The following is a 1,073-nucleotide window of genomic DNA, read 5'->3' as shown; positions in this document are numbered from 1 at the left end:
TGCGGCTACGCGACAAGTGCTGCCAAGCCGAAGACTGCGACGCCCCCGCGGCCTGGACCGAAGCCCACCACCTCACACCCTGGTCCCAAGGCGGGAAGACTGACTTGGCCAACATGGTCTTGTTGTGCCCCAGTGACCATCGCCGCATCCACGACCCCGACTACACCTACCAGCGGCTCCCGGACGGACGCATCCGGTTCACCCGACGCGCCTGAACCCGCGGCCCCACAAACTGCGCGACACTCATGCGGTGGCCCAAGAACATCAACGCCCCCAGTTCATGGACTCGTCGGTCGTCGAGCTGTACCGAGCCTCTGCCGATGACCTCGACGTAGCTCGTGCCGCGTGGGTTTCGCAGGACGAGGCTGCGCACGCCAAGGAGGCCGAGCCGGGACGCGTCGAGGGTCTCATCCGATTCCTGTGGCGCAACCAGCACACCTCGCCGTTCGAGCACGGGCAGTTCACCTTCATCGTCACCACACCGCTGTTCGTGGCGCGGGAGTTCATGAGGCACCGCACGTTCTCGTTCAACGAGATCAGCGGGCGCTACACGGTGCTGCCCGACCGGTTCTATCTGCCTCCTCCCCATCGGCCGCTACGTCAGGAAGGGAAGGTCGGTGCGTACCGGTTCGAGATCGGCACCCCTGACCAGATCTCGTTGGCGCGCGACACGATCGAGCAGAGCACGATCCAGGCTTATGAGGCGTACCTGAAGATGCTGGATGCCGGAATCGCTCGGGAGGTCGCCCGGGACGTCCTCCCGGTCAATGTCATGACCTCCTTCTGGGCGACCGTCAACCCGAGAAACCTGATGCACTTCCTGAGTCTGCGGTCCGCCGCCGACGCCCTGTTCGAGATCCGCGAGGTAGCCGAACAGATGGAGCACCACTTCGCCCAGCAGATGCCGATCACCCACAGCGTCTGGCGCGACACGGCCCAGGCCTGACGCCGCCCTACGACGGCACCTTGTGAAGTGTTCACAAGGTGTCATCGTCTAGTAAAAGTACGAGGGATCCAGTCGGCCGCCGAAAGTGATCGGCCAAAGATCCCAAGCAGCTACGCAACCCAAGGAA

General features: G+C 63.8%; 2 protein-coding genes. Both read left to right on the top strand.

Annotated features, from left to right (window positions below; all coding sequences use genetic code 11):
• The coding region (locus UG56_RS27730) for an HNH endonuclease signature motif containing protein (RefSeq protein ID WP_143055232.1) at positions 1–215 on the top strand (215 nt) is incomplete at its 5' end.
• Between the two features lie 35 nt (positions 216–250).
• The gene (gene thyX, locus UG56_RS27355) at positions 251–946 is read left to right on the top strand and encodes an FAD-dependent thymidylate synthase (RefSeq protein WP_218145308.1); all 696 of its coding nucleotides are present in this window, start codon (positions 251–253) and stop codon (positions 944–946) included.
• Positions 947–1,073: the final 127 nt, after the last annotated feature.

Origin of the sequence: Nocardioides luteus (genome assembly GCF_000960475.2) — a bacterium.
Taxonomy (GTDB): Bacteria; Actinomycetota; Actinomycetes; order Propionibacteriales; family Nocardioidaceae; genus Nocardioides; species Nocardioides luteus_A.
The sequence above is the reverse complement of the archived record's forward strand: the minus strand, read 5'-3'. Positions and strand labels throughout refer to the sequence as shown.